Raw genomic sequence first — 21,813 nt, 5'->3', positions numbered from 1 at the left:
GGGATTTTTTGGAATTATTGCATTTAAAGTACTTTAAATATGTAGCGGAACATTTGAATTATACTAAAGCTGCCCACGAACTTAATATTAGTCAGCCTGCATTGAGTATGATGATAAAAAAATTAGAGCAAGAATTGAATACTAAATTATTCTATAAAAAAGGAAGAAATATATTTTTAACTGACAATGGATACATTTTATTAAAATCAGTAGATAATATTATGTATGAATTAAGCAAAGCAGGGGATTTAATTTATAAAAATGAGCACAGTAAACAGAATACGATAAATTTTGCATCTTCGCATAGTAGATTGATTTCTTATATATTTGATGATTATATAGTCCGTAATCCACAATATATGTTTAATTGTGGAATTGAAACGATGGGACAAATAATTGAAAAGTTACTAAACTATAATATTCAATTTGCACTGAGTATGATGCGAATCCAACATCCAGATATTGAATGTAGAGCTATTATCGATGAAGATATTGTCATTACTTATCCTAAGCAGTTTGATAGTGAACAAACAATTGATTTTTTATATAATGATAATGTATATAAAACATTTGTCTTTCCTTCTCATAATGAGGATTATAATAATTTAGCGAAAAATAAGGTTCTGGAAATGAATCTTACAATTAATAATGTCAATTATATAGATGATGCATTTATCACTTCTATAGCAAAACAAAGACAATACTTTGCATTTATGCCAGTTAGTATGTGTAAAAAACTTAACTTACCATATATTAATGATGATGAATTAATTATCCAGACTTCAATCTACTTATCTTCGATAAAAAACGTAGAGTTAGGTAAGGCAAATTTTGATATGTATCAATTTATTGAAACTTATTTTAAACAAAACCAAGCATTTTATCTTGCTGATTGATGGATTGAGTATACATAATTTTAGGTATGTAATTGTATTTTAATTTTTATATAATATATAAGAACAAGGTGAATTTTATGAAATATTTAAAAATAATTGGAATGTTTATGCTATCTTTAGTGATTATGGGAATTGCGCAGGGCATAGCTCAGCTATTTGATAGTCTAATTCCTTTTTTGAGAGGTACTATCTTTTTTGCCTTTATGTACGTTATCTTCGCATACGTTGCAGTGAAGTTTGTTGTAACTAGAGTATTAAGCGGTGTGTTAGAATCATATCGTATTACTTTACCTCGTTTTAATAAAATATATGTGATATTAGGATTCATGTTACCAATTGTGGTCTATAGTACTTATGTCATTTTTGTACCAGGAGAATTTTTAATACAAAGATTGGAGTTTTCACAGGATTATTTAAGGAATATCTTTTGGGCTATATTTGTGAACGGTTTTGCGGCAGCAATCGTTGAGGAAATGGTGTGTAGGGGGTTACTTATGGGATATGTTGAAAAGAAAACTAACATATACATAGCTGTGGTTTCTTCTGCACTATTTTTTGCTCTTATTCATCTACTTAATGGTGGATTAAATACAATTAGTTTTTGTATGCTATTGATAAGTGGTACGTTAGTAGGTCTAATGTTTGGCATGGCGACATATATATTTAACACTATTTGGGCGAGTATTACTTTGCATTTCCTGTGGAACATAAGTCAGCTTCTATTCATTAGTGGGAAGGCAAGTAACGACCAACCCTTCCAGTATATTTTACATAATCAAAGTATCCTATTAACAGGTGGAGAATTTGGCATAGAGTCTTCTATTATATCAACCGTTGGATACAGTATGGTTATTTTAATATTACTGATTATACATAGAAGAAAAGCTATTTAATAAATCAAAATTCTAAAATAATAAAAAGTGAAGCAACTTTATAGCCACTTCACTTTTTATTTATTATTATTTTTTGTTCTTAGCATTTTGATTGGCTTGTTTCAAATCTATTGTTGCAACTAAAGGATCATGGTCACTTGCACGACCGGACATATCAGTAAAATCACTGTTTACATGCACGGCGTCTAATTTTGTAAATTCAGCTAGATTATTTGATACGAGTACATGATCTAGTGTTTGAGCATTACCTTGATAGTTGTATGAATAACGCGATTTTAGGGGCACACTGTTAATCATATTTGTCATATTATAACTTTCTAATGTTTTCAGTGGTTTTGACCAAGGGAAATCGTTATAGTCACCTACAGATATGATATTCGCATCAGGGTTGTCTTTATGAACTTGCTCGATGAAATGGCCCACTGCTTTAGCAATTTCAACACGTTGGTTCTCACTTTTTAACACTGGTGGTTGTTGACTACCGAACATCGGCGTATCGCCATTTTTAGAATTCCAATGATTAGCTAACATAATAACTTGTTCTCCATGAAATTTAAATTGAGCTGCTAAAGGTTTTCTAGAATCATCAAAAGCAGGGTTGTTCGGATCGATACGTCCAGGATTTAATGTCAAGTTGCCATCTTCATAAGATACAGCAGTATCGGCATCTCCAGATTTAATAGATTTATCAAATTGGACTCGCTTCGGATTGTATAGATAACCAACACGAATATTTGCGTTGGGCTGCCCACCATCTTCATTCATGTCAGGGTCGATATTGGCGTATTTATACTTTGGACCACCAGATTCTTCAATTTTATGAATTAAACGTTCATAAGATTCATTCGCTTTAGGGCCACCTTCTTTAGGGCCGTCGTTATCTTGTACTTCTGTAACGCCAATAATATCAGGATTCTTCATATTTTCTGTAATACCTTTTGCTATTTTTTGTGCTTTATCGTCTGTGGTAGAAGTAGCATTATTTGAGAAATTTTCTAGATTATATGAAGCGACATTGAGTTTTTGTTGGCTTGGCTCTAGAGAAGTTGCTTTTGGTTTAGTATCACCTTTAATATGAGCTTTCTTTATTGCATCAAAATCCACATTCAATTTATAGTTTTGATATCCATAATTTACATAACCAATGATTGGGCCTTTAAATTTATCACCAGTAGCTACATCAAAATCACGTGCTGCTTTATTGTCATATATTTTGAGTGGGATACGTTCGCCATGTTGATTGTTCTCTTTTAATCGGATACCGCCATTATTTGTTTCATGCGGTTGGTCATCGCTCACAGTAAAGACTTCCCCGTGTTCCTGAGGTGCAACACTTCTGACATCACCAATTTGGACACGCATACCTTCTAAAGATTCCCAAAAGTCAATGGCGTAGTGATTACGGTCAAATGTTTGGAATTGATCATTTGCTGAAATTTTATTTGGTACTTTATCAATGACATAAGGTTTTGGCAGCTTTTGGTTGTGGGATTCAATTGAAATATTACCGCCTTTATCATCGCGTGCGTTGATTTGAGTTACAGGTAAGTCAGTCTTACTTTTGTCGCTATAACCATCGATATGATATTCATCTACGGTGCCAGTAACTTTTATAGCATCACCAACTTTAGCATTATAGTCTTGGTTCCCCATATAGACAATTAGCCCTTCTGAGGTATTCAGATTATCATCCTTTTTACTATCAGGTGTTTGGATATGTAAATAATTAGCTCCATTTAATTTATATTTATAAGTCACTATTCCCTCTATATTATTGACCTTCTTATTGTCGTAAGGTGATTGATATCCTTCTCCTTGAATATCATGAATAGATACATTTTTCATTCCGGCTTCCTTTGTCGTAGTCGAACTATGATTAGCTTTTGCGTGCATTGTATTCGGTACCAATAACATCAAAGCTATAGATGCAATAATCGAGCATGTAAGTTTTTTCAAAATAACTCCCCCTTAAAATTTAAACTTTAATATATTGTACCAAAGGTAATTAGATGGGAATATTAAGATAAGGTAAATTTATATGAAATTTAAAACAATGTTATGACGATAATAGAAAATAAAGGTTATTATGGTCTTTAGTTTATTATAATTAAATTTTATGGTTGATAGATATATAATTAGAATAAGTTATTAAGATGAAAAAATACTTCCTTTCAGGGTCTACTGATGGAGGTGATTCTTTAGTATATCATAATATTTCCTCGGAAATATTAAACGATGTTTTAATCAATGCATAGGCTGAATTAAGCACAATATGAAGGTGCACTTTTATGAATTATAAATAAAACATCTAGTCTTTTATTATAAAAAGAAAAAACACCTCCTCGTTGAATACATGTTTCCAAGTGAGCCACGAAATCAGTGGGATATAAGATGGAAAATATTCAAAAAGGAAGGTGTTTTTAGTTTTTACTTATTGATATTCTACCCATTGGGAACCTTGATCTGCTGAGGCCACGCAATTTTCAATCCAACGTACGCCTTCAATACCCGAATTAATATCAGGATAGATGAGTTGAGACAGTGTTTCTTCATCACCGCGGTTTTTAGCATCAATTGCTAATGCTATATTTAAGTAAATATTGCCCCACGCTTCTGTTAATCCTTCTTGATGGAGGATGCCGAGACGTTCATTTTGTTTAGCTAAGTCATCTAAATATTCTGCTCCTCTATATAAAGTTTGATTCGGCGCACCTTGCGGTTGGTAAAGGAGTTCATTCGGTGCGCTATCCCACCATTCTAAACTGCCAGTTGAGCCTACAATACGGATGCGTTGGCCATCCATTTGGCCTGAATCTACAGCTGATGTCCACATGCGTCCAACTGCGCCATTATCATAATGCATCAATACATATGCGTTGTCTTCAAGTGGGTAACGTGAACCCACAAAACTTTGTCTATCACACAATAATTTCTTGATTGATAAATGAGGGAGTACAAGTTTAGAAATATAATACGTATGAATAGATAAGTCACCAATGACGAATGTAGGACCAGCTATTTTAGGGTCGACACGCCATTTTTGTGCAGCGTTGTCTTTATCTCCTTGTGAATTACCTGCGTATCCATGCGTATATTGCATTTCAACTAAATGGATGTCGCCGATTTTATTTTGTTCAATCATAGATCTCATTTGTAAAATGATTGAATTTCCGGAATAACCGTAAGTGACACCTACAATAAGGCCTTGTTGTTCAGCAAATGCTTTTATCTCTTCAGCTTCTTTAGTTGTGAAAACTAAAGGCTTTTCACAAATTACATGTAGACCAGCTTCTAGTGCTGCCATCGTAATTTCATAATGAGTGCCATTTGGTGTGGCAATAGATACAACTTCTACACCGTCCGTGCGTTTAGCTTCTTCTTCAATTAGCGTTTGATAATCATCATAACAGCGATTTTTATCTACACCCAAATTAACACCGAAGGACTTGCCACGTTCACTATCAATATCGAATGCACCAGCAACTAATTCATAAGTTCTATCACGTAAAGCGCCACTGCGGTGTTTATATCCTACTTGACTAGTTCTACCGCCACCAATCATACCCCAACGCAAAGATCTTTCCATTTTCTTTTCACCGTTATTCATATAAAAAACTCCCTTCATTTAATAGCATAATTTTATTACACAATGACTTGTTGCAAAGCTTCTATAGACACGTCAACACCGTCTTCAGCAGACATTGTAAAGTCTTCCATTTCTAGAGATACATAACCATCGTAGCCGACTATCCTAACAACAGAGAAGAAAGTCTTCCACCACTGTAGATCATGTCCATGGCCTACAGCGACATAATTCCACGCTCTATTTTTAGTATCCTTGATATCTTTTGTTTCTAGCACAGTATTTAAACCAACGGGTCCAGATTCAATTCTTAAGTCTTTACCATGCATGTGGTGTATGGCGCCTTCAAGCTTTCGCGCACATTGAATGGGGTCACCACCCATCCAAAATAAATGGCTCGGATCTAGGTTCATGCCAATCATAGGATCAACAGCCTGTCTTAATTTAAATAAAGTTTCTGGATTATAGACGAGCTGTGTTCCGTGGTTTTCTAAAGCTATTTTTTCAATGCCATATTGCTTGGCAATAGGAACAAGTTGTTTCCAATAGGGTATAGCAACTTCATACCATTGGTAATCCAGTGCTACCTTTAACTCTGGTGGCCAACTCACAGTTGTTGTAATCCAATTCGGCGTTTCATCGTTTGGTGAAGCGGGAGGTAATCCACTCATCATAACAATCGTCTTTACGTCGAGAAGTTTGGCTAATTTAAATGTGTTTAGTGTAACTTCGCGATGTTGCTTACCAGTTTCTCTTGGATCCAAAGGGTTGCCTGAGCAGTTTAAAGCAACGATTTTCACAGCATACTTAGCGAGTAGTGATTGTAAGTCAGCGCGTGCTGTATCATTGGATAGAAGTTCGTTAAGATTTAAGTGAGGCGCAGGGGACCAACCTCCTGTCGCGAGTTCTATATGATAGACACCTTGTTGCGTAATCTTTTTTAATACTGTTTCAAGTGACATATGAGGAAGACTATCTGTGTAATATGCAAGTTTCATTATTCATACCTCCGCTTATCATTTATATTGTTTAACGATGCTTTGCGCATTTTGTTTTTTAGTTTTCATTTGTGATTTGAAATAATCTTCAATATCTTCAAGTGATTTGCCTTTTGTTTCAGGTAAGAACTTTTTAACGAAAATAATTGAAATGACATTAAGCACTGCAAATATGATGAACGTGTTAGATAAACCGATATTGCCTAGAAGGATAGGGAATATTAAGCTAACTAAAAAATTAGCAATCCATAAGAAAAATACACTAGCCCCCATGCCAAAACCTCTAACCTTTAACGGGAATATTTCAGAGAGCATCAACCACGTTACTGGAGCGATAGCGCCTTGCATAAACCCTAAAAAGGTCACCGTTAAAGCAAGTACAATATATGGAAATATGGGGCTATCCCCTAATATAATTGGGAAAATACCTAGCAAAGTGAGTGTAGAAATAACCCCTAATTGACCAACCATTAACATAGGTTTCCGTCCAACTTTGCCTAATAACCAAATGCCCACAAATACAGCTAATACTGACACAATACCGTTAGCTATGTTACCAATGAGTGCTGCTTTGGTAGCAAGCCCTGCATCTCTTAATATCTCCGTCCCATAATACATAATTGAATTAACACCAGTAACTTGTTGAACGACGCCAATTCCGATACCAATATAAAGGATACGTCGAACCCATGGTTGTTTAAATGAGATTCTAGATTCTAATTTTAAACGTTGTTCATTATCAATATGTGTCTTAATTTCACGGACTTCAGTTTCCGCGGTTTTTTCATCTCTTAATGATCGTAAAATGTTGTAAGCTGGCCAGTATTTATGTTTACTTGCATACCACCTAGGACTTTCTGGCACAGTGAGCATGCCAAACCATAGGAAGATTGCAGGCACAGTTGCGACTAATAGCATAACACGCCAAATACCTTCATTATCGACGACATTACCTAAAACAGCATTAACTATATAAGCGGTGAGCTGACCAGTAACAATCATGAGTTCATTTTGTGTAACCATTCGACCACGCTGTTCTTTAGAAGCCATTTCAGATAAGAATGTAGGGACGATTACTGAAGCACCACCAACAGCTAACCCTAAAATGATTCGAAATAAGACCATCGAAAAGACGTTAGGTGATAATCCACAGCCAATTGTTGCGAAGAAGAAAATGATAGCTAGACACATAATCATTTTCTTTCTGCCAAATGTATCTGAAAGTGTACCTCCTGATATTGCACCAAAAGCTGCACCGAAAATGAGCGAACTCGATACTAAGCCTTCTGTGGCTGGTGTTAAATCCAGTTGACTTGAAAGTGACATATACGGTAGTGCACCATTAATAACCCCTGTATCAAAACCAAAAAGTAAACCACCTAATGTAGAAATAATTGTAATTTTGAGCATCTTTCTGTTTTTTATATCATTTGATGAGTGTTTTATGATTAAAACCTCCGTTCTTTATAAGAAAAACCAATAAATTACTAAAATATAATCAACAGTTGTTATTAAAAATACTATAATTGTAAACGCTTTCCTAGTCAAATATTTTTTTGCTTATAAAGGTTTTAATATTTAGTGAAAATGCTAGAGCGTTCGTAAATAGTGGGATTGAGAGGATTAATAAAATTTTATTTAAAAAGTAATATTACAAGTTTGAGTTGCGAGATAATTCGAAAAAATGTACAAAAATATAGTTATATAAAATGTTTCACGAAAAACAATTTTTAATCAAAGAAGTTTAATTATTTGAATGTGTAAGAGGGGATAGGTTGCTTGTTATAACATAAAGTGTAGAAAATTTAAGAAATGCATTAGTAAAATAAAAAACACGCAATAATGTAAATAGGTCTCGTGTGATGTCGATATAACACGGGGCACTAAATCAAAAATGCGTGTTCGTTATAAACTAATTTTGATAAATATACTTTTTATTCAGAAGGCTTTATTTTTTGACCTTCTTGAAGATTGGATTTAGGATGCTTAATTAGTTTTTCTCCAAATTTCAAGCCTTGTTTAACGATAACTTTATCATCTGTATGACCAGTTATGATAGCACGTTTGTGAACTCTGTTGTGCTTGTCGACTACAAATACGTTGTTATCTTTGGTTAGGACAGTTGTTGGCAATTGAATTGTATTTACACGAATATTCATGTCTACAGTAAAGCCATCTTTAATAGGAGTATTTAAGTTGCCAACTGTTACCGCATATTTAGAAGGCTTACTTACATCTTGAATGGGTGTTGATTTATCTTTAGAAGCATGATCGACACTTTTTTGTGATTCTGTCGACAAATCTGCAATTTGTATCACTTTACCTTGTAGTTTTTTATCACCTTTATTGACCGAAATATCTACTTTATCGCCTTCTTTTACTTTATCTATATCATATTCTGAAATAGTCGTTTTAATTTGAGGTTGATTAGAGATAAGTTGGAGAATATTTCCATTTTTATCAATATCTTTATTAATATAATTTACTTTGCCATCAAATGTGGCGTAGATATCTTTACTTGATTTGTTGTCATGTAACGTTAAGTTTTGTTGAGCTTGACTTAATTTATCCTGATCTTTACTCAATCGTTGTTGATACGTTTGATTATTAGGATGTTTATTAATTAAATCATAATCTCTCTCAATATAGTTTTGCATTTTTTTAACATCTTCAACTAACTTCGGTCGAATACTATGATTAGTATCGTAATACACAAGCGGTGTTCCTTTGCGTACTGTTTGGTTATTTTGAATTTGTGGACGTATGTATTCTCCAATTTCTCGATTTTCTTGGTAAGTTTTAATTGTTTGTGGAGAGGACTTGCCTTTTAATTTTAAAGCATTTGATTTTTTTACCGTATAAGTTTGGTAAGAACTATGTTGTTTTTGATCTATTACATGCGTTTGTTTTAATACAAAATAGGACACTACAATAATTAATACAATAAGCATGATAATAAATATCCATAATTTTTTATTTTTCATTATATATCACCTGCCAACTTGATAAGTACCCATAGAAAAAAAGTTGAAACGTTGTTCACAACTGTATTGAAGGTCGTTGAACTGAGTGGGAAAACTTTAAGGGCATTTTATTTGTACATAATACTTTTTAACAAAATAAATTTTTAAAACTTTGAAATCAATTGTCCTACATATATAATTAGAGTTAATATATTAAACATAGATGTTTATTAATAGGGGTGAGTGTATGTACTTAGCATGGAATGAAATACGTAGAAATAAGCTGAAATTCGGATTAATTATTGGGATTTTAGTTATGGTTAGTTACCTTTTATTCTTTTTATCCGGGTTGGCGAACGGGTTAATTAATATGAACCGAGAAGGTATAGATAAGTGGCATGCAGATGCCATTATTTTAAATAAAGATGCCAATAAGACAGTAGCACAGTCAGTGATTGATAAAAAAGAAGTAGATGGAAATTTTAAAAAAGAAGCATATTTAACACAAACAGGAGTTATTGTTTCCAATGGTAAGGAAAAAGAAAATGCACTGTTGTTTGGCGTTGCATCTAAATCCTTTTTAATGCCTAAATTAATTTCTGGTCATGCTTTTAAGGAAAATAATGAAGTCGTTGCAGACAAAACTTTAAAGGAAAAAGGATTCAAATTAGGTGATAAGTTAACGTTGTCTCAGTCAGATGAATCCTTGACCATCGTTGGCTTTAGTGAAAGTGCTAAGTATAATGCTTCTCCGGTGCTGTTTTCTAATGCTCAAACAATGGAGAAGATAAATCCTATGTTTAATGAGGATAAGACAAATGCAGTAGTAATTAAAGATGAAAATTGGAAAGAGCAAGATTTAAGTAATAATTTAGAAGCAGTTGCCATTTCAGATTTTGTGGAATCATTACCAGGGTACCAAGCACAGAATACGACGTTGAATTTTATGATTGTCTTCTTGTTTATTATTTCTGCAGCTGTAATAGGTATTTTCTTGTATGTAATTACGCTACAAAAAACGAGTTTATTTGGTGTACTTAAGGCACAAGGTTTTACTAATGGCTATTTAGCTAGAGTCGTTTTAGCACAAACGTTTATTATCGCCCTTATAGGCACTGTTATAGGTTTAGTACTTACATTAATTACAGGTGCTTTTATACCAGCAGCTGTTCCTGTCGCGTTTAATGCACTAACATTGATTCTTTTTGGAATAGGATTGATTTTAGTATCTATTGTTGGCAGTTTATTTTCAATATTGACAGTTCGAAAAGTAGATCCATTGAAAGCTATAGGCTAAAGGAGTGATTAAAATGTTAGAGTTTAAAAAGGTTACAAAATCTTTTAAAGACGGTGATAGGACCATTGAAGCTGTAAAATCTACAGATTTAACTTTTCATAAAGGGGAAGTGGTAGGTATTGTTGGCCCTTCTGGTTCAGGGAAGAGTACTTTCCTTACTATGGCAGGCGCTTTACAGACACCGACTTCCGGTAGAATCATTATAAATAGCAAAGATATTACTGAAATGAATCAAAAACAATTGTCTCAATCGAGAATGGCGGAAATTGGTTTCATTTTACAAGCAACCAATTTAGTACCATTTTTAACGGTAAAACAACAATTTGTATTATTAAAAAAACATAGCAACCAAGTATTAAAAGATAATACATTACGTGAACTCATGGACAAGCTTGGCTTATCAACTATCAAAAATAAATTACCCAATGAAATTTCTGGGGGACAAAAGCAACGTGTAGCGATTGTCAAAGCGCTTTATACAAATCCAAGTATCATCCTAGCAGACGAACCCACGGCTTCTTTGGATACTGATAATGCTTTAGAAGTAATGAATATCTTAAAACAACAAACAAAAGATTTAAATAAAGTGTGTCTCGTTGTGACACATGATGAAAGATTAAAAAGTTATTGCGATAAAGTTTATACTATGGAAGATGGCAAACTGAGTTTAGAAACTGTTGAAAGATAATCCACAAAATCACCTTATTAACGATTTATAAGTTAGTGAGGTGGTTTTATTTTGTATGAGGTTCTAATAAACAGAAGTGAATAAACCGATATAGGTCACTGTGCCGGGAGTGTTAATAGATAAATAATAGTATCTGTATAATGATAATTAATTCAAATAGTTTTCTAATATTAACCTAGTGTTAACTCTAGAGTGTACACTTTTTTGCATCGGGTAATATTAACTAGAGTTAAATGACATATAGTTAACATTTTTGATCTTCATATAAAATATAAAGGTGGAATGCTGATATGTGTGAAAAATGCCAAACACGTGTGATACAAGCCGTAACTTCAGATTATGAATCATTTGAAACAAATATAATTACAAGAAGAGAATTAAGAGAAGACGATATAGCAATTGATATTAAATATTGTGGGATTTGTCATTCAGATATTCACGTGGTAGATAATGATTTTGGTAGTGCAAATTTCCCGATAGTACCAGGACATGAAATTACTGGTGTTGTGTCAGCAGTAGGTAGTGATGTAACCAAATTTAAAGTTGGAGATCGTGTTGGCGTAGGTTGTTTTGTCGATTCATGTGGGGTGTGTGAACATTGCCAAAATGGTGATGAACAATTCTGTATAGAAGGTGTAGTTGTCGTCTTTAACGGTAAAGGTTACGATGGCGAACTTACTTATGGTGGTTACGCTAATGATATTGTTGTTAAAGATCATTTTGTAATTGGTATTCCAGATACATTGGACTTGGATGTGGCTAGTCCACTTCTATGTGCGGGCGTGACTACTTATAATCCTATGAAAAAATGGAATGTAGGTCCTGGAAAGAAAGTTGGCATTATTGGAATGGGTGGACTTGGTCATTTAGCAGTCCAATTTGCACATAAAATGGGAGCCGAAGTAACAGTACTGGGTCATTCTAAAGGTAAGAATGAAGAAGCCAAAAGATTTGGTGCGGATGCCTATGAATTAACAACTGAAGTTGAAACTTTTAATAAATTAAAAGGTAAATTTGATTTTATATTAAATACAGTAGCGGTGAGTTTAGATGTTGATGCCTATGTTAGTTTATTAAAAGTAAATGGTGCGATGGTTTATGTTGGACTCGCTGGCGAACCGCAAACATTCCATGTAGGCAGTTTATTTGGAAAACAAGCTATATTAACAGCGTCAAATGTAGGTGGTATAGCGATTACTGAAGAAATGATACAATTTGCAGCCGATAATCAAGTTCTACCGATGATAGAAACAATTCAAGCCAATCCTAAAGCAGTTCAAGAGGCATATAACCGTATATTAGCAAGTGATGTAAGATATCGTTTTGTTATAGATATGGAAACATTATAAAAATATAAGATAAAAGCGCCTACTTCTAATGATAGAAGTGGGTGTTTTTTATATTAAAAAACAACTGAAATATATATTATAAAATTTCGAATAGAAAATTTACATAATATTAATAAAACGACTTATTATATTAACTAATTATTAACATTTTATTTATATAATAAAATATAAGAAGGTAAAGGAGGGGCTAATGTGAAGAAAAGTAAATTGAAATTTTTAACAACAGGGGCAGCGAGTTTATTGCTCATGTTATCATTCGGAATGCCAACAAATAGTGTAGAAGCGAGTGCACCAGCTGGCGAGCCAAATACACAAACTGAAAGTACACAGCAAGAAAATAAGGGAATCAAAATTTTAAAAAATAAACCAGAGGTAGCACCAGTACCTGAAAAGAACAACCCTAATCGAATTATTACTAATTTTAATGGTGACACTAAGAATAAGATGGGATTCAATTGGTATACTACGGATAAATTTAAAGATGCAAAAGTATGGGTCTCGGAAACGGGTGATTTTAGTGACGCAAAATCATTTGATGCAAAAGCTAAGAAAGTAAAGTCGAAGTACATAGAAAGAGATAAGAATGGGAACTTTATATTTGCTGACATAGAAAAAGATGATGAAGGTAAGGCAATTAAAGATGAAAATGGGAAAGAAAAAGTGAACGGCTATTATACTGATAAAAACGCTAGTGGCCCTGAATGGACACGTGGTGACATGCAAGGTAAATCAGAAATGACAAATGTTGAAGAGTATAATTATAAAGCTAAAGCTAAAAATTTGAAACCGAACACCAAGTATTACTATAAAGTCGGTAGTGAAAATGGTCCTCAAAGTGAAGTAGGCCAATTTCAAACATCTGGAGATAAAGGCGATCCATTTAAGTTTGTCCAATACACAGATACTCAAAATGCCTATTGGAACGAACATGTAAGAAATGAAGCGCAGTTTGGTGCAGATACTTTGAACCAAGCCATCAACACTGCAGGAAATCCTAATTTTGCTTTACATACAGGAGATTATGTAGAAACAGCGCAAGTCGAAGATGAATGGTTAGATTTATATGAACAATCAAGACCATCATTTATGTCTTTACCTATAGCTACTGCAGCAGGTAACCATGATGAATACGCATTAAATGAAGAAGATGATAAATTATTAAATGCATATAATAACCATGTCAATGTACCAAAAGAAAATAACGCTGTAAATGGAGGATCGTATTATTCATTTGATTACAATGGTGCACATATGGTTGTAGCGAATACGAATGATAATAAAAAATCAAAAGATAATCCAGATGAAAAAGCAATTGGTAAAGAACAAATGAAATGGATTAAAGAAGATATCAAGAAGGCTAAAGCAAATGGAGCGAACTGGGTTGTCTTGAATCTTCACAAACCAATGTATTCTAAATCTTATCATGCACTATCAGATGAAGATGTCCGTAAGATAAGAAAAGAATTAACGAAACAAATTGATGAATTAGATGTAGATTTAGTACTACAAGGTCATGACCATGTGTTATCTCGTACACATCCTTTAGAACACACATCTACTAAGAATAGTTTTGTTAATGCGAAACGAGAAGATGCGTCTCAAGTTCTAGGTAAAGATAATGTAGAATACTATGATAATCCTAAAGGTTCAGTTTATGTATTACCTAATACAGGTGGCACAAAAGCTTATGATAATTTATATGACAGATCCTTAGAACATATTAAAAAAGTACGTCCAGAGTTGAGTAATTTAACGCAAAAACAACTGGATCACTATAACAGTTTGTTTGCATTAGGTAATCAACCACATAAATCTAAAGCATTTAAAGACAGTCATGAAAATAACCGTGATGCTTCAGAGCAAAACTTCTCTGTATATGAAGTAGAAGGCGATAAACTTAAAGTTAAAATTTATCAGCTATATGGAGATATCAGTAAAGGTGAACAACGCGAAGTTAAATTAGTAGACGAATTCGGAATTTTAAAAGATAAAGCACCTCAAAAATAGTCATATGTGTTAAATCATATACGAGATTGGTTTGGTATGACATTACCATGCTAATCTCGTATATTCATATATTATAATATTATAAGGAGTTTTGACATGAAAAGCGTAATTTATAGTTTGCTATCATTGGGTATCATACTTTCTGCTACGGGTTGTCAGAGTCAACAACATCATGAAAAATCAGAAAAAGATACACAAGCAGCACATCAGAAAAAAGAAACTAAATCATTCACAAAGGAACAAAGACAGCAGCTTAAAAAAGACGTATTAAATATATCTGATCAAGTAGCTAAAAAGCAAGGTTTAGCTGTGTCGAATCGTTATTTAAGCAACGGAAGTTATACTAATAGTGATTTTTACGGTTTAACGAATGACGGAGAAATTCAAGTCATTGATAATAAAAAACCCGGTGCCAAGCATTTTAAAATACATAACCTAGTGGGAGTTTCAATGTACACATCAAATAATAAAACTAAAGGATATGATGAAGCGGCAAAGCAGCTCTCAAATATTGAGGGATACCAATCTGTTGCAAACATGGAACAACCCATTAAAAAGTATTTGTTCGCAGACAACGGTAAAGTATATTATTATGCTTTTCAATCGGACGAATCTGTGACGCTATCTAGTGGTTTTTCATATAAAGACTATAATGACAAAGATCCAAACTTAAAGCCGAATGTCATTTTCAAAGAAACGAAAAATAAAACGTTGAAGAAAGAATGGAAAAAAATATTGGAGAAATCTAAAGATTGATAAGACCAGTCTAAAACAATGAAGTGCTCATCAAAACGTTACGTTTGATGAGTTTTTTTGTCGTTCATAGCAAAATATATCACCACTTGTATTAAAATTCTTACCGTTAATCTATGCTATATTTAAAAAAAGCATCGCATTTGATTTAATATTAGTTAGGGAGGGTAACTTGATGAAATTGAAAGTAAACATCGATTCCAATTTAACAGAAAATGCTGTCTACATTGATGCCATTGAGATGTCTAGTGATATTAATTGTTTAATACAGTATGTTCAATCAATTGATGCTACAAAGGTATTAATTGGTAAATTAGGCGACCATATTTATCGCGTGAATTTATCTGAAGTTTATAGGTTTTTTACTGAAAACAAAGTTGTAAAAATGGAGACAGAGACAAAAAAATTTGTGCTTAATAAAAGACTTTATGAAATTGAAGCAATCATCAATCATCATTTCATAAAGATATCTAAATCAGAAATTATTAATATACACTATCTTGATCACCTTTCAATGACTACCACAGGTCAAATTAAAATTTTTTTCAAAAATGATATTGTCACTTATTCATCTAGACGTTACCTAAAATCTATAAAAGAGAGGTTGGAATTATGATAAGAATTTTTAAGGGTGTTTCAGTAGGGTGGTTTATAGGTATAGTGATTTCTATTTTCTTTTCGTTCTTGGCGAAAGATGGATGTTATCATCCAGTTAGCAGTTCTTCATACATGGGTGAAATTTATGAAAAGCATTTAAATGCTCTACAAGTTTTTGTTATTGCGTTGTTAATATGGGCAGCAATAGGAATTATATTTGCTTTTGCTAGCATGATTTTTTCTCACACTGACATGAATATTACTCAGGCAACAATAACGCATTTTTTAGTGATTTTATTTTTATTTTTTCCAATGGCTATACTGGCAGGCTGGTTTCCTTTGAAAATATATAGTCTTCTTAGTTTTGTAATTATATTTCTCACTCTTTATTTTATTATATGGTTTATTGCTCGATCAAAAAATCAAAAAACTATCGATAATATTAATAATAAATTGCATAATCTTAAATAAAAGGACATGCATGTACAATGAAAACTAATTGTACGTCCATGTCTTTTTTTTATCCAATTATTCAACGAAACGACAATAAGCGCTTAATATAAACTCAGTAAAATTATTCTTCCACAATAAATTGATGTTCTGATAAATCACGGACTGCGTTGTCTAATATTTTTTCAGTATGGGCAGAGATCGTATGTAAGTGCATACCATCAGTTAAGTTTGCGATCATTTTACCTTTATATTTGTCCATACGTTCTAAAAATTGTTGTAAATCTTTATGCGTTTCTATCATTAAGTCGGCTTTTAATGTGCCATATACGGGATGTTCAATGGATACATCATCAATCATTGCCCCATTATCGAGTATGATTTGCAGTTCTTCAGCCATAGATTCTTGAGCATGTTGGCAAACGATGATGCGTTTGTAGCCTTTACCTTGGGGTGCTATATCGATATGATAACCCTTGCTCGTAGCATTGATATTATAGTGATGCGACTTCAGTATTGAAATATCTTTAACGATAATTTGACGAGAAACATCAAATTGTTCACTTAATTGTTTACCGCTAATAGGTTGTTGTGAAGCGGTAAGTAATTGTACGATTTGGCTTCTACGTTGATCAGGTGTTTCCATAACAATCTCTCCTTAAATAATCATTGCTAAATGGTTAAAGCAACTATCAATGTCTGCAATCGTATTGTTTTTAGAAAATGACAGACGCATATATTGGTCTAACGCATCATGAGCTATTGTATTTATTTTAACCTGTAAACCCTCACTTAACAACATACCATGCCCACAAGCAGTTCCTGTAGAGATACAAATATTTTTACTCGAAAGTGACTGCATGATATATTGCGCCTCAAATTTAGGAGATAATAATGCCAGTATATGAGAGGATTCCTTATTGAATCGAATAGGAGAAAAATTCAAAGCTTGTGCGCGTTTAAGTGCATGCGTCTTTAATTGAACCATATGTTTCAAGTCAGTTGTCATAGATAAAGCTTTAGTCATTGCCACAATACTTGGAGTATCTAGTGTGCCATTTTGTGTGAACTGTTCATGAAAATAATGACTATTTAATGGTTTTACATATTCATGGCTAATTAATAAAGTCCCCACGCCTTTCGTACCATGAAATTTATGACTTGAAAATGCATAAGAGGTAAACATAGATATATCTATGTCAGGTAACTTGTTTACAGCTTGGACACCGTCAACATGAATAGGTATACAATATTGTTGCGCGTATTTAGCAATAGTATCTACTGGTAAAATATATCCGGTTTCGGAATTAACATGCTGCATAATAATCAAAGCAATGTCACCGTTCAATAAAGCTTGTGTTTGATTAATATCAATTTCTCCCTCGTCATTAAGTGGAGTAAATATGATGGTAAATTGATCTTTAAAAGACTCTAGTGCTGAGAAAATAGAAGGATGTTCAAATGGTGACACTAATATTTTGGATCTTGTGCTATAAGTTAAATAGCTATGTATGGCAATTTCATTACCATGGGAACCACTACGTGTAAAAATGACTTCTTTTTCAGTATTGAAATAAGATTTTAAATAGTTTCTACAATCTCTCAAGAGATAATCTACATGATTTCCCCCAGTATGTAAGCTTTCACTATTATAAAATGCATTGTGCTGTGTTTGCTGATAGATATCGAGTACTACCTTATCAGGTTGAGTTGTCGCTGCATTGTCTAAATAAATCAATGTTTTTTACCCCCACTTGTAATATACAGTAATTTGTGTAAATATAGTTGTAAACTAAATGTTAACATATATGTAAAGTTAGGTGTAAATTTGAAGAAAATTATTGTAATTGGTTCAGGTATTGCCGCATTGTCATTTGTAAATGCACTTCATAAAGACATTCAAATTATATGTATCACAAAAGACAATTTGAAACAAAATAATAGTCATTTGGCACAAGGGGGCGTTTGTTTTTCCAATCAAGAAAAGGATTTAGCTAGATTACATGTCGAAGATACATTTATGTCTGGTCACAAATTAGGTGATGAGTATATTATTCAAGAAATGATACGGCATAGTCATGCGTGTATCCAACAACTAATAGATGAAGGTATGAATTTTGATAAACGGAATGATGGAGAAACCTTGGCATTAGCAATGGAAGGGGCACATTCAAAGCCGCGTATTGTACATGCTGGTGGAGATCAAACAGGGCAATATATCATGAAACATTTAATACAAGCAGTTAAAGATAAGGCTGTCACATTTTATGAAGAAACTGAAGTTGTGGATTTATTACGAGATGATGATGGTGAAGTTGCAGGTGTGTTAGCCATTGATAAAAATAATCATCAAATAGTAGTTCAAGGTGATGAAATTGTTTTAGCATCAGGAGGTTATAGTAATTTATTCCAAACACATTCGAGTGCTTCAAACACTTTAAGTACAGGGCATTTAATAGCGCTACATCACGGTATCCCACTAAGACATATGGAAATGATTCAATTTCATCCAACCTTATTAGGTACATCCACGCAAACATTTGGTTTAGTATCTGAAGCAGTACGGGGTGATGGAGGTAAGTTAGTTAATGAATATGGAAAGCAATTTATGGATGAAGTACATCCATTGGCGAGTCTAGCGCCAAGAGATATTACCAGTAGAATCATATTTCACCAACAACGTTTGGGTCATACATGTATGATTGATATTAAACCTATTGAAGACTTCCCAGAAAAATTTCCCGGGATATACCGCAATGTTATAACATACTTTCCGGATGAATATAAATCGCAACGAATTCCTGTTTCGTGCGGAGCGCATTATACGATGGGAGGAATTAAGGCGAATATTGATGGTACAACGTCACTGCCTCATGTATATGCCATTGGTGAAGTCAGTAATACAAATTTTCATGGTGCGAATCGTTTAGCAAGTAACTCATTATTGGAAGGTCTAGTGATGGGACAACGGTGTGCGGCCATCGTAAATAACTTGCCGATACGTCAAAAATCAAGATGTCAGCCGTCTCAACTTCGAATTCCAAAAATTGAGCAAAGACAGTATGAACAATTAATCTCACAGAGCTTTGACAAATTAGGTATAGAAAGAGATGGGCAATCTATGAAGCGTTATTTGAAAGAGCTTCAGCAATGCCTAATAGAACATCCAATAGTAGAAGACTTCACACGAGAGGATTGGCAAAAATATGCCAGACTAAAAACTTTGGAAATTGTATGTATGTCAGCTGTAAATAGAACAGAATCAAGAGGAGCACATTATCGTATAGATTATCCAAAGCGCAATAAAAATTTTCAAAATATTGATATTGAAATAGAAATGGGGGCAGCATTACGTGTTAAACAAATTAAACGTTCAAGAGAAACTCAAGCAATTTTACATAGAGGATAATCATTATGGAGATCTCGCTACAAGTATTTTTGATGTACAGCAATGTGGAACGTTAACGATTGTATCTAAAGCAGAAGGTATATTTTGTGGAACTATCATTATTAATGAAAGTTTTAAATTAATTGAACCTAGTATTCATATTGATCTATTAGTGGAAGATGGTGATACAATTCAGCAAGGTCAAACGCTAGCGATAGTACAAGGGCATGTACAAACGTTACTTACAATGGAACGTATCACTTTAAATTTAATTCAACGTATGTCTGGTATTGCTACGATGACAAATGAAATTGTCAGCAAGGTTAGACACACGGGCGTCCAAATTGTAGATACTAGAAAGACTACACCAGGGTTAGGCATGTTTGAAAAGTATGCTGTACAAGTTGGTGGTGGGTATAATCATCGACGTACATTAAATGACGGCATTATGTTGAAAGATAACCATATTGCCTATAGTGAATCATTATCACAAGCGGTGCTTAAAGCAAAGACAATGATGGGGCCTATGGATAAGATAGAAGTAGAAATTGAGACGCTTGAAGCACTGGATGAAGCGATTCAAGTAGGAGTAGATATCATCATGTTTGATAATAGATCTCCTTCTTGGATTCAGCAATACATCACCCGCGTGCCTTCTAATATTAAGACAGAAGCTTCTGGCAATATTAATATTAATAATGTCATAGATTATGCAAATACAGGTGTCAATTATATTTCGATTGGTGCCATTTTTTATACACAACGTGCATTAGATATATCAGCAAAGGTGGTCATGTAATGTTTAATCCTATATTAGAAGATGCTCAAGCTTTACCAGAAAAATATGTTAATATGTCAGAAACTGAATTAATCGACAAAATAAAGGCGATTAAAGAAACGTTAGGGTCTAGGTTGTTTATGCCAACGCATCATTATCAAAAGGATGAAGTTGCACAATTTGCAGACGTAATGGGCGACTCATTGGAATTGGCTAGAATATGTAAGGAAAACACTGAAGCGGAGTATTTCATATTTAATGGTGTGCATTTTATGGCCGAAACTGCAGATATATTAACCAATGACAATCAACATATTTATTTACCTGATTTATCTGCGGGTTGTTCCATGGCAGATATGGCAAATATTGAACAAGCTTTATACGGGTACAAAGTCCTTACCGAGCGATTAGGTGATGATATATTACCATTAACATACGTCAACTCTACAGCTGCTATTAAAAAGTTTGTTGGTGAAAATGGGGGGTCATGTGTTACTAGTGGTAATGCTGATAGTGTGATTCAGTGGGCACTTGATCAAGGATCCAAAATTTTATTTTTACCTGATCAACATTTAGGTAGAAATACCGCTTATAAATTGGGGATCGATTTAGATGCAATGGCTGTTTGGAACCCTATTACTAAAGAACTAGAACATGACGGCGATGAAGAGAACATTAGTATTATCTTATGGAAAGGGCACTGCTCTGTACATGAAAAATTTTATCCTGCGCATATTGATCATGCCCGAGAGCGTGATCCAGAAGTAAATGTTATCGTTCATCCAGAATGCACCTTTGAGGTTGTTGAAAAAGCCGATTATGCAGGGTCAACAAAATATATTATTGATACCATTAAGCATGCTCCCAAAGGAAGTAAATGGGTGATTGGTACAGAGATGAACTTGGTTCATCGATTGAAGCAAACCTATACAGACATTGAGATCCAGTCATTGAATCCGTTGATGTGTTCATGTTTGACTATGAATCGGATAGACTTACCCCACCTTGCGTGGTGTCTAGATAAAATACAACAGGGTAATCACGATAATATTATTAAAGTAGATGCAGCTACAACATATTATGCTAAACAATCTTTAGAGCGCATGTTAGCTATAACATAAGTAATGAATATATAAAGATAGAATAAAGACCCTTAAACAACATTCAAACTTG

Annotated in this window: 19 protein-coding genes; 12 read left to right on the top strand and 7 right to left on the bottom strand. The window is 33.6% G+C overall.

The window, feature by feature from the left end:
• Positions 1 to 8: 8 nt before the first annotated feature.
• Positions 9 to 896 carry a LysR family transcriptional regulator gene (locus BK821_RS03060; protein ID WP_046837608.1) on the top strand — a complete coding sequence of 296 codons (888 nt, stop codon included), beginning with the start codon at positions 9 to 11 and terminating at the stop codon, positions 894 to 896.
• Positions 897 to 973: 77 nt separating this feature from the next.
• On the top strand, positions 974 to 1,789 hold the full coding sequence (locus tag BK821_RS03055) for a CPBP family intramembrane glutamic endopeptidase (RefSeq protein ID WP_046837607.1): 816 nt from the start codon (positions 974 to 976) through the stop codon (positions 1,787 to 1,789).
• A gap of 66 nt (positions 1,790 to 1,855) precedes the next feature.
• Here the strand turns inward: BK821_RS03055 and BK821_RS03050 are convergent, their stop codons facing one another.
• The 5 genes from BK821_RS03050 to BK821_RS03030 all read right to left on the bottom strand — a co-directional run bounded on the left by BK821_RS03050 (position 1,856) and on the right by BK821_RS03030 (position 9,354).
• Positions 1,856 to 3,682: an endonuclease/exonuclease/phosphatase family protein gene (locus tag BK821_RS03050; protein WP_371261087.1), complete on the bottom strand. Its 1,827-nt coding sequence runs from the start codon at positions 3,680 to 3,682 to the stop codon at positions 1,856 to 1,858.
• Positions 3,683 to 4,220: 538 nt separating this feature from the next.
• Positions 4,221 to 5,396: a Gfo/Idh/MocA family protein gene (locus BK821_RS03045; RefSeq protein ID WP_071331157.1), complete on the bottom strand. Its 1,176-nt coding sequence runs from the start codon at positions 5,394 to 5,396 to the stop codon at positions 4,221 to 4,223.
• A 35-nt stretch (positions 5,397 to 5,431) separates the two neighbouring features.
• Positions 5,432 to 6,370 (bottom strand): sugar phosphate isomerase/epimerase family protein, encoded by a 939-nt coding sequence (locus BK821_RS03040; protein WP_071331156.1) that lies wholly within the window; start codon positions 6,368 to 6,370, stop codon positions 5,432 to 5,434.
• 18 nt (positions 6,371 to 6,388) lie between these two features.
• Entirely contained in the window at positions 6,389 to 7,816 is a 1,428-nt protein-coding gene (locus tag BK821_RS03035; protein WP_256201620.1) for a sugar porter family MFS transporter, read from the bottom strand.
• A gap of 488 nt (positions 7,817 to 8,304) precedes the next feature.
• Complete coding sequence (locus tag BK821_RS03030; protein ID WP_071331154.1) at positions 8,305 to 9,354, bottom strand: efflux RND transporter periplasmic adaptor subunit; 1,050 nt, start codon at positions 9,352 to 9,354, stop codon at positions 8,305 to 8,307.
• 226 nt (positions 9,355 to 9,580) lie between these two features.
• On the opposite strand from BK821_RS03030, the gene BK821_RS03025 reads away from it, so the two are divergent.
• The 7 genes from BK821_RS03025 to BK821_RS02995 all read left to right on the top strand — a co-directional run bounded on the left by BK821_RS03025 (position 9,581) and on the right by BK821_RS02995 (position 16,495).
• On the top strand, positions 9,581 to 10,630 hold the full coding sequence (locus tag BK821_RS03025) for an ABC transporter permease (protein WP_071331153.1): 1,050 nt from the start codon (positions 9,581 to 9,583) through the stop codon (positions 10,628 to 10,630).
• A gap of 13 nt (positions 10,631 to 10,643) precedes the next feature.
• On the top strand, positions 10,644 to 11,318 hold the full coding sequence (locus BK821_RS03020; RefSeq protein WP_046837601.1) for an ABC transporter ATP-binding protein: 675 nt from the start codon (positions 10,644 to 10,646) through the stop codon (positions 11,316 to 11,318).
• A 290-nt stretch (positions 11,319 to 11,608) separates the two neighbouring features.
• The gene (locus tag BK821_RS03015) at positions 11,609 to 12,667 is read left to right on the top strand and encodes an NAD(P)-dependent alcohol dehydrogenase (RefSeq protein ID WP_071331152.1); all 1,059 of its coding nucleotides are present in this window, start codon (positions 11,609 to 11,611) and stop codon (positions 12,665 to 12,667) included.
• 246 nt (positions 12,668 to 12,913) lie between these two features.
• Complete coding sequence (locus BK821_RS03010; RefSeq protein ID WP_071331350.1) at positions 12,914 to 14,674, top strand: purple acid phosphatase family protein; 1,761 nt, start codon at positions 12,914 to 12,916, stop codon at positions 14,672 to 14,674.
• 96 nt (positions 14,675 to 14,770) lie between these two features.
• Positions 14,771 to 15,430, top strand: coding sequence for a hypothetical protein (locus tag BK821_RS03005; protein WP_071331151.1), 660 nt, complete (start codon positions 14,771 to 14,773; stop codon positions 15,428 to 15,430).
• 172 nt (positions 15,431 to 15,602) lie between these two features.
• Positions 15,603 to 16,043 (top strand): LytTR family DNA-binding domain-containing protein, encoded by a 441-nt coding sequence (locus BK821_RS03000; protein ID WP_046837598.1) that lies wholly within the window; start codon positions 15,603 to 15,605, stop codon positions 16,041 to 16,043.
• Positions 16,040 to 16,495 carry a DUF3021 domain-containing protein gene (locus BK821_RS02995; RefSeq protein WP_071331150.1) on the top strand — a complete coding sequence of 152 codons (456 nt, stop codon included), beginning with the start codon at positions 16,040 to 16,042 and terminating at the stop codon, positions 16,493 to 16,495. The genes BK821_RS03000 and BK821_RS02995 overlap by 4 nt, the downstream gene beginning before the upstream one ends.
• 103 nt (positions 16,496 to 16,598) lie before the next feature.
• Here BK821_RS02995 and BK821_RS02990 read toward each other — a convergent pair whose 3' ends face one another.
• Positions 16,599 to 17,120, bottom strand: coding sequence for a transcription repressor NadR (locus tag BK821_RS02990; protein ID WP_071331149.1), 522 nt, complete (start codon positions 17,118 to 17,120; stop codon positions 16,599 to 16,601).
• A 12-nt stretch (positions 17,121 to 17,132) separates the two neighbouring features.
• Positions 17,133 to 18,212 carry a cysteine desulfurase family protein gene (locus BK821_RS02985; RefSeq protein WP_046837595.1) on the bottom strand — a complete coding sequence of 360 codons (1,080 nt, stop codon included), beginning with the start codon at positions 18,210 to 18,212 and terminating at the stop codon, positions 17,133 to 17,135.
• 90 nt (positions 18,213 to 18,302) lie between these two features.
• Here BK821_RS02985 and BK821_RS02980 point away from each other — a divergent pair, with 90 nt between their 5' ends.
• The 3 genes from BK821_RS02980 to nadA are packed head-to-tail and all read left to right on the top strand — an operon-like array spanning position 18,303 to position 21,761.
• A complete protein-coding gene (locus BK821_RS02980) occupies positions 18,303 to 19,883 on the top strand; it encodes an L-aspartate oxidase (RefSeq protein WP_071331148.1) in 1,581 nt (526 codons plus the stop codon).
• On the top strand, positions 19,828 to 20,661 hold the full coding sequence (gene nadC, locus BK821_RS02975) for a carboxylating nicotinate-nucleotide diphosphorylase (RefSeq protein ID WP_046837593.1): 834 nt from the start codon (positions 19,828 to 19,830) through the stop codon (positions 20,659 to 20,661). The genes BK821_RS02980 and nadC overlap by 56 nt, the downstream gene beginning before the upstream one ends.
• A complete protein-coding gene (gene nadA, locus BK821_RS02970; RefSeq protein WP_071331147.1) occupies positions 20,661 to 21,761 on the top strand; it encodes a quinolinate synthase NadA in 1,101 nt (366 codons plus the stop codon). Before nadC ends, nadA begins: the two co-directional genes overlap by 1 nt.
• Positions 21,762 to 21,813: the final 52 nt, after the last annotated feature.

This window comes from Staphylococcus sp. LCT-H4, from assembly GCF_001866145.1.
GTDB classification, from domain to species: Bacteria; Bacillota; Bacilli; order Staphylococcales; family Staphylococcaceae; genus Staphylococcus; species Staphylococcus succinus.
Note: the sequence above shows the minus strand (reverse complement) of the source record. Positions and strands in the feature narration are given on the sequence as shown.